Genomic DNA, 8,550 nt, shown 5'->3' on the forward strand with positions numbered 1-8,550 from the left:
GCGACTCGAAGATCTGCTGCCTGGCATTGTGAGTGGGTACAGGTAACGCATTTTCTTAGCAACGGTTATCCATCGGCCAACCACTACCCATAGCGCTTGATGTGACCAAAGACGCTATATATAGTGTCGGCACAAGGCTAATCTCAACCAACGCGCGGCTGACAAGCCCGCCTCCGCCCCGGACCTCCACAAGTGCCGCTTTCCTCATATCACCTCCCAGCTCCGGCCGACTGGCAAGCGTTCGAACGCTTGAACCGCGACCTGTTCAGCGCTGTCTGGAACGACCCTCGCGCGCAGGCGAATGGCCGTGCCGGACAGGCGCAGGCCGGGGTCGACGTTTTCGGGACGAACTCGCGCACCGGTGGGCTAGAGGGGGTTCAATGCAAAGGCAAAGACGCACGCTACGGCAATGCGGTGACCATCGACGAGCTGCAGGCGGAGGTGAAGAAGGCTTTGACCTTCAAACCGGCACTTACGCACTACTACTTGGTCACCAGTGGCGAGACTGACGTGAAGGTGCAGGAGGAAGCGCGCAGCATCACTGAATCGCACATTCAGAACGGACTGTTTGGCGTAGATGTCTACAGCTGGGACCAGCTGCTCGGGCTTCTCCAAGATCACCGGAAAGTGGCACGAAAGCATTTCCGCGCGCTCCAAATTGCCCTTTCTGAAATCGACGTGCGTGAGGAGCTCATCGCCATCTGTCACCAGTCGTTCCAGAACGGCAACGCCCAGTTCCGGACCGTGGATGCTGTAGCGGCGGCCGAGGGCTTCTACCCAATACAGATGGATGCCTCAATGCACTACGAAGGCGGCGTACTGGACGCCAGGGCAGCGCTCGCTAGCCAGCGCAATCTGTTCCGCGACATTACCGCACAGCTGCGAGCTCTCCCCAATGCCATGTTGGCCTATTTCGGCATCGCGCACATCCCGCTGACCATGCACGCGGGCGCAGCAGCGTCAACCAAACAGGCAATCAAGCTGTACGAGCTAGATGCTGCCTCAGGCCAGTGGGAGCCGCTTCTGGACGATGCCGGCCCAGACCTAGGTGTAGAGCTGGTGGACATGGGCGGCCCGGTCGGTGGTGGGCACGCCGTTATTCAGGTGGAGGTCAGCGCACGCGTGGCCAAGGCCGACATCGACCAGACCATCACCAAGCCGTATCGGCACTTTGTACTTCGTATTGCCGACCCGCGGCGCGGCGTCGTCACTCACCATGATCAGGCACGAGCCATAGCGAACAAGTTCCGAGAGGCTGTTGACCACATCCACAACGAGAACCCGGGGACGGTGCAACACGTGTTCGCGGCCACCCCGATCTCGGTGTCCTTCCGGCTTGGCCAGATGGTCAGTCAGACTATGCACTGCTCGGTGCTGGCCTATAACTACTCGCAACGAAGCACCCCGCCCTACCACTGGGCGGTCGATTTGGTGGCCGCGGACGGTGCTCTCGGTCAACTCTGGATTTCGGAAGGCCAGCCCCGTGTTTGATGCATCTGCTGAACTGAACTCCTTCTATGAGAACCACGTTCGCCTGGGTACCAAGCTGCGCAACGACCTTGCTGGCTACCGTGACCTGAACCTGCAGCGCATTACCGATGGGCTCAAGCTGCTTGGGGAGAAGAACGGCGTCGTCTACAAGTCCTACTCGGAGTACAAGAACCAGGGGAGCTACGCAATGCACACCCTGAATCAGTGCGATCACACGGACTACGACATCGACGTAGCGGTCATCTTCGAGAAGGACGATCTGCCTGCAGGTGCCGCCAACGCTCGCATGCGGGTGCGCGATGCCCTTCAGGAGAAGATGAAGGGCACAAACTTCAGCAAGGACCCGGACGCGCGAAAGAACGCAGTAACAGTGTGGTACTCGGACGGATACCACATTGACTTCGCTGTGTACCGTCGTCGCACAGACTGGCTGGGCAATACAGTTGTCGAGCACGCCGGCGGCGACGAGTGGACCGCACGCGATCCAATGGCGTACACCAACTGGTTTACGGACCAGGTCGACTCCAAGAGCCCGCCAACAGTTTTTCACACGGCGCTCAATTACAAAGTCGCGGTCCCTTCGGGCCAACTGCGTCGTATCGTTCGCTTCGTGAAGGCGTTCGCTCGTTCACGCTCGGCCTGGGCACTGCCCGGAGGCATCATCATCACCACCCTTGTGTGTGAGGTGTACAAGCAGGACCCGATGCGGGACGATCTTGCCTTAGTCAACACACTGAAGGCGCTTCTGGCACGCTTGAAAAGTTCGGCACATGTCGAAAATCCGGTGCTGCCGGGCGTCTATTTCACCTCCTTGGACCGGCGCCATCGCGAGGTGGAACGCTTGCGCGATGAGCTCGAAGCCAAGCTGCCGAGCTTGGACGTCCTCAGCCACGCCGACTGCACGCTGAAGCAGGCCATGGATGCCTGGGACGCCATCTTCTGGCACGACTTTTGGTCTGACGCCAAGAAGGATGCCGCTCGCTCGACTCTGAGCTCCACTGGCCTCGCTATCGAGTGCTGGCTGGCCAAGAAAAGTGAGGGACCGGTTTACAAGCAGCACAAGAGCGACTCGACAGCCCTGCCCAAAGGGGTCCATCTACGATTCACAGCGGTTCCGGACGGGGTTGTGCCGCCCTATGACGTGCGATGGGCAGTGCGCAACGAAGGCCATGAGGCCAAGGAAGACCGTGCGCTAGAGCACGACACCATGAAGAGCGCGAATGAGCCGTACTGGACCTCCACCGCCTACAAGGGGCGTCACAAGATGATTTGCGAGGTCATCAAGGATGGCGTAACCGTTCGTCGTGGTGAGCACCTAGTGCGAATTGGTCCCGGCCGCCGGTTCTTCTAGCCGGGGCGGCGCCGGAATCGCTCTTTGATCTAGGCGCGCTTATCCCCACGGATTACAAAACCAAGTGGATTGGCTTGGCGCAGTTGCTGGCCTTGTCGCGCTTCTCCACGGCCAAGTCTCAAATTGACCTTCGATAGTGCGGCGCCCGTCGATCCAAAGTGAATGTGGTGCGCCCACCGTGCTGGGACTGCAATCGTTCTTAGGACACGCCTTTCGGTGCGCCCCCTAGTAGGCAATGGACGCTGCCGCCCCGGACGGCTGCCACTCAGCGGATGCGTCCGCCCGGTGTCACCAATCCGGAGTGCCCCTCGCTGCTCGCCCATTCCAGAGCAAGTTTTGGTACTACTGAATTAGGGCCGAACCGGGTTCGATGACGGCCGCGGCCGGAGTACCATGCGCAGTAGAAATCAACAAGAATCGATGGGGAGTCCAATGAGTGCTATGTCGACCGAAGGGAAGAAACCGTCCGCCCTCCGTGGCCAGGTTGTGACTGTGATGGAGTTGCTTTCCACACGCTTGCAGTGGAAGCATGCCCGAGCCTTGATCTCTGCCACCAGCCTGCACACCAGCAGGGGCTGGTCCGAGACTCTCGCTGGCGTTCGCGAGGACGCTTACAGCGACGCGATCTGGACTACCGCCTTCAAGTCCCTTGCTGCTGTCGCCGAGCAACACACATATGTGGGCAACAAGCGCGTCAGCTTCTTCGACCTGCGCGAACGGAACAAGGAAGAACGCGCCCGCATCCTCACGTGGGCCGGCAGCTCAGCAGCCTCCGACTTGGCCGGCGTCCTGCGGCGTCGCCCCTTCTCGATCTTAGCGGCACCAACCAGCGAAGCGGGGCTCGAGCCGTACAAGCAAGCGCCCCCCAGGCTGATCGCGGCTGACTCCGAGAACGGCAAGCTGTATCTCCAGTATTTCAGCACCCGCGCCTACACCCACCGCGAGCCGCTGGACATCTCGAAGATGACGGCGTCGCAGCAAAAGGTCTTTGCTGAGTATGACGAACTTATTGGCGTCCGCACGCGGTCGGTGCCGTGCTTCGACACCGTAGTTATCGACACCAACTCCGAGCTGGTTGAGGTCCGTGTGGACTTCCAACCTGGCATGACGGAGGACAAGGCGACGCCTGCCTTCCAGCGAGTGGTCGGTGAACTCAACCGCGCCTCCGAGAAGTTCATCGGACACGGCGCCGCCGGGGCTGGTCTCATGAACCTCCACCCTGCCATCAACCCCATGTACATCGACGAGAGCTGCGGTCGTGTCACTGCGCTGGGGTTCGTTGCTACAGGCAAAGACTCGTCCTCGAACAATCGCGGTCAGCTCCACAGGAACAAAACCAAGGATTTCCGCAAGGATGCGTTCCACGTTGGCGGAAAGCTGCACGTAGACCGCGTTGATCCTTACGCGATCGGGATCACTTGGGCGGCCAAACCCCCAAAGGCAGAACTGGACCTAGAGATCAGGGGTAACGCCCGCGCGATCTACTCCGGCAAACTGACTGCTGTCACTGAGGCGGAGATCGTCGGTTGCACCGACGATGCGGACTTCGACTTCGTAACCAGCCAGGTACTGCACCACATCAAGCGCAGGAACAAGTGAACGTGGACGGCGTGATCCGGGACGACTGGGCGGCAGAGCCCGGCGTGATGCGAGCGTGCCTGCACGTTTGGCATGCCCTATCGACGCGCTCCTACCAACTTGATCACTACTCGTTCGCTGAACTGGCACAGTTGTCCGAGGCGAGTGACGAATCACTTGTATCCAAGGCCCTGCTTTACTTGACGAACCCCAAGCTCAAGGTTCTCAAAATTTGCCTCATGTACGAGTTCGACGACCAGTTTTTCGAGCTGCCGGAAGACGAAATCGCACACTACTCCAAGGGCGAGGCGGTGATTCACCCGCACTTCGGTGAACCTATCCCAGAGTCTGAAATCTTGATGTGCTTTACGCCTGGCGTGCGGCTTCAGAGCAAGGATGCTGCGTGACGCAACAGACGACACTTGAGCAGTTCCAGCGCTTCGCTGGCAAGCGCATCGTCCAGGCGGCACTACGCCGTGAGTGGATCAGCGAGGAAGGCACATACCAGGATTTCGTTTCGCAGCTGTACACTGACCTGGATGAGTCAATCTATGCACTGCAGGCCACACCTGAGTTGAGGCAAAAGGACGGCGAAGACCGCATCAGCCAGGACATCCTAGTTGGGTTGAATCAAAAGGGCTACCAGGCTACCCACGACACAAAGACGGGTGGGCACGTCGACTTGTCGATCCGGCTAGGCGATCACTCCTGGATCGGCGAGGCAAAGAAGGACGGCAACTTCAAGGAAGGGTTCCTGCAGTTGGCCACGAGGTACGTGCAGGCGTCCGGCAATTTTGCGCACGACCATGGCGGCTTGCTCTTCTATATGGTTCAAACCGCGGACGCGCTTGGCAAGCTGAATGGATGGCGCACTAAGCTGACTGCTGACGGTCACCCGTGCATCGACTGCACGAAGAACAAGCTCGCCTTCTACTCAACGCACAAGCTCGAAGGCCCAGGAACTGACTTCACCGTCCGTACGATGGCAGTGTCGCTTTACCACCAGCCGAAGGACAAGTCGGCCAGAACCTCGGCGGCAAAGAAGACCGCCAAGACAAAGCCGTAGCGCTTGGCCGGTCAACTCGTTCAAGCCGGCCCCAACTGGTCAGCTAACTAGAAAGTCCTCCGAGGCCGTGCAGCCAAGCTGACCATCTGTCGCGCGGAGCAATCCAAACGCAATTTGTGGCCTAGATGTTGACGATGAAAGCGTACGGCTTGCAATAAAGCGATCTCTCGAAGGCCCCAAGACGTCGCAGCAGCAACAAGTCGCGGACAACTGCTTTGCCCTCAATCAGTTGCAGCTTACACGCTGTTCGCAAATTGTTCGGGATCTTAAGTGCCATGCAGCTCCCAGAATCAAGTCCCTGATCAGAAATCGATTCGGACGTGTGTGTACAACCTATCGATTGGAAGCTCTTGGGTGGAGTGAAAATGCGTATCGTGTTTCAGCTCATCCACCAGCGTTTTCCTTGGAACTTCTGTTCGCTTCTCTTCGCTGCCGTGCTTGCCTGCCATCGTCGATAGAACGGAGGTCATGCGGTTCTTTTTTGAGGAGTTTCCACGCTTGTTGAAGCCCTTCCAAAGTGACTTGGGCGTGGCATTCAGGCTCCCGTGATGCCCGACCTTGTAGAGGTCAACATCTGCCAGCATCTCCGCAATCCCGGGTTGTTCAAGTGCATATGACCAGTTCTCGATCTGCGCATCACCAGGAAACAGCAACTGCTTTCCACCCACCTCGAAAAGCAAGATAAGACTGGTGTTGTTCATCGCCTTGTCCAGCATGGTGACAATGCCAAGAAGCTGATTGCCGCGAGCATTGGTGATGTGCTTCGCTGCCCAGCGTGCCTCTCGCGGTAGCTTGCCTTTTTTGGCGAAAACATAGCTTGCAGCAAATGGCCCATGCGCATTGCCGTCGATTGAGTTTGCCGTGGACACTCCACGAGCATGGAAATGCCAAAACTCATCGTTGTCCGTGGCGCGCTGCTTCTTGATGGTTGCGCTTTGATCCACCGTGGGCGGCCCCAGAACGTGGGTTTTCACACCGGGTAGCAAATCCTTAAGAGGATCCTCCATACCGTAGTACGCGTACGAGCTTTTTCCAGCCTTGCCCATGTCCGCCAGATTCTCGACAGCAGATAGGTTCTTGGTGTTGTCCCGCCCCAAAAAATCAAGCCGTTCAGCCAGGCCTCGTGGTAGTCCTCCTGGCTTTTCGGCGGCCAATTTGACGACCTGCTCCGCCACGTTATTCATGGCCTGAAGTGCGCTAAACGCCCGAGTGCTTCCAGAGGTGGCTTTCGCATTTTTTGTGCGTGGCCCCGTAGCGTCCGTTGCCAATGTCAAATCTTCAGTCCAAGGCTGTAACACAAGGCGCGGCTGAAGTGCACGAATGATGTCTCCGGAGCCATTACCGTTGGATTTCGTGGCGAACCCGCTGATGTGGTCGGCATGTCGGTGTGTGGCCACAACAGCATCCAGTTGTGCTCCCCGACATTTCTCCCTGATGTCTTCCGCAACTCTTTGCATTAGCTTTCCACTGTCCGCTTCCGGCGCTCCAGTGGTGCCGAAATCAATGAGCACATGCCGCTTGTCTGAGTCACCATCCCCGTACACGAACTGCAACAGAAAGCAGTCGCCAAAGCCTACTTGGTAGGCGAACAGATTGAGATGAGTCGGGCTCTTGGCGGACTTCGTCGAAGCATGATGCTTTGCGCCCGTGCCGGTCTTCGCACGCGCCTTGTTCGTACTCATACCTAGCCTCCTAAATGGCCTTTGATCGGACGCGATACAGGTTGTGCGCTTTTGGCTCGCGGAATGGACGAAGTTCTCTGCCGTTTGCCTGTGTCATCACAAGAAGCGCAGTGCGCTCGCATCCGATGCAGATTGGCAAAGGCACTACCTATCTCGGGATCCTCCGTGGGCTCTCCGACAAGGTACTCAAGCCGTTTGCGCTGCCATTGACCATCGTTCATTTGCCTGGCGATGTGGTACTTCAACTGGCCATACTGGTTAAACACAAGTGTGCCTGCGCCATAGACGGTCAGTGCCGTATTGGAGTTCACACCTGGTGGTCGCGGATCCACGTTGCAAACCACCTTGAGCTCCGCCCCGAATATGTTGGCGCGGCTGACGTATTCGCAGATGGTCTCGCGCAACAGGAAGCCTTCAGGCCCGATGCGTAGGCTGGGGCGTACGGAGACTACTTGGGTGTAGGACCGCTCGTCGACGCCCAGTGCGTCTCGGTTTTCCCAGATGAATCGGAATACCTCTTCCGGGTCGCGGAGCATGGATTCAAAGTTCGTCCTTCGGTACTGGATAGAGGCATGTTGCGAGAAGCCAAGCCAGCAGCCACTCGCGTCCGTTCTACTCACGGGAGGTTCTATTCCGAAGGACCCAAATACTTCCAAGACAGTGCTTCGATAGTGGTACCGCTTGTCATCGGGGGCAATTTCAGCATCCGCTGTGAGCAGTGCAGCAAGGTAGTCCCCAAATTCCAAGTCCAAAGGCGGGCAGTAGTCGAGGGCTCGAATGGACATGGTGAGAAGGTGGTCAGCCACCTTGGCTCCCTCGGCCGCAACCTCAACGAGGTTGTAGTACCCATCATCAAAGGTCCCGAGCTCCTCGATGCGCCGCAGCCAGATCTGAAGGAACGTACGCATCAGGGCAGCAGCGAGGATTTCGCCTCGGGTATGCGGCTCTCGGAACTCTGGAGAGTCGAGCAAGTCGCGTGCGGGCTTGATTCGTACCGATCGACGCAAAGCATTCGCTCGCATCCCACCAAGCGCCCGCCCAAACTCCTCCGCAAGTCCCATGAGGGCGCCGTCGGTCAAAGCGCTGGCAGTGAGCGCTCTTCGATGAATCAGAGATTTACCCTTGCTCTTGATGGCGACGCGGTTGGTGCCATCATTGAACTGGGTCAGGGCCAGTTCAACGACTTCCTTGAGGGAAAAGATCGACAGCAGCGCGACAACATCTGAGAAACCTTCATGAAATGCAGCCTGATCCGGTCCGGAGAAATTCATGAAGCCCGAGCGGAGTCCGTCCAGCAGAGCATGGGTAGTCTCGTGCACGACGATGTCATGCGAGAGGCTCGTAAAGATAAAAGGCCTCGCAGGCTCCTGCTCGGCCCTGAA

The 8,550-nt window shown here is 58.1% G+C and carries 7 protein-coding genes; 5 read left to right on the forward strand and 2 right to left on the reverse strand.

Annotation, left to right across the window (positions count from 1 at the left end):
- Window positions 1-249: 249 nt before the first annotated feature.
- The 5 genes from AC07Z7_RS04895 to AC07Z7_RS04915 all read left to right on the forward strand — a co-directional run bounded on the left by AC07Z7_RS04895 (window position 250) and on the right by AC07Z7_RS04915 (window position 5,486).
- A complete protein-coding gene (locus AC07Z7_RS04895; RefSeq protein ID WP_494765518.1) occupies window positions 250-1,491 on the forward strand; it encodes an SAVED domain-containing protein in 1,242 nt (413 codons plus the stop codon).
- Window positions 1,484-2,842, forward strand: a complete 1,359-nt coding sequence (locus AC07Z7_RS04900; protein WP_494765519.1) for a nucleotide-binding domain-containing protein — start codon at window positions 1,484-1,486, stop codon at window positions 2,840-2,842. The genes AC07Z7_RS04895 and AC07Z7_RS04900 overlap by 8 nt, the downstream gene beginning before the upstream one ends.
- Window positions 2,843-3,382: 540 nt before the next feature.
- Window positions 3,383-4,441, forward strand: coding sequence for a hypothetical protein (locus AC07Z7_RS04905; RefSeq protein ID WP_494765520.1), 1,059 nt, complete (start codon window positions 3,383-3,385; stop codon window positions 4,439-4,441).
- 2 nt (window positions 4,442-4,443) lie between these two features.
- Window positions 4,444-4,827, forward strand: a complete 384-nt coding sequence (locus AC07Z7_RS04910; RefSeq protein WP_494765521.1) for a hypothetical protein — start codon at window positions 4,444-4,446, stop codon at window positions 4,825-4,827.
- Window positions 4,824-5,486 carry a hypothetical protein gene (locus AC07Z7_RS04915; protein ID WP_494765522.1) on the forward strand — a complete coding sequence of 221 codons (663 nt, stop codon included), beginning with the start codon at window positions 4,824-4,826 and terminating at the stop codon, window positions 5,484-5,486. The genes AC07Z7_RS04910 and AC07Z7_RS04915 overlap by 4 nt, the downstream gene beginning before the upstream one ends.
- A 302-nt stretch (window positions 5,487-5,788) precedes the next feature.
- On the opposite strand, the gene AC07Z7_RS04920 is transcribed toward AC07Z7_RS04915, so the two are convergent.
- Together AC07Z7_RS04920 and AC07Z7_RS04925 are read right to left on the reverse strand one after the other, a co-directional pair.
- The gene (locus tag AC07Z7_RS04920) at window positions 5,789-7,168 is read right to left on the reverse strand and encodes an MBL fold metallo-hydrolase (RefSeq protein WP_494765523.1); all 1,380 of its coding nucleotides are present in this window, start codon (window positions 7,166-7,168) and stop codon (window positions 5,789-5,791) included.
- 2 nt (window positions 7,169-7,170) lie between these two features.
- The coding region (locus AC07Z7_RS04925; protein ID WP_494765524.1) for a gluzincin family metallopeptidase at window positions 7,171-8,550 on the reverse strand (1,380 nt) is incomplete at its 5' end.

It is taken from the genome of Acidovorax sp. GW101-11A03 (assembly GCF_059424825.1).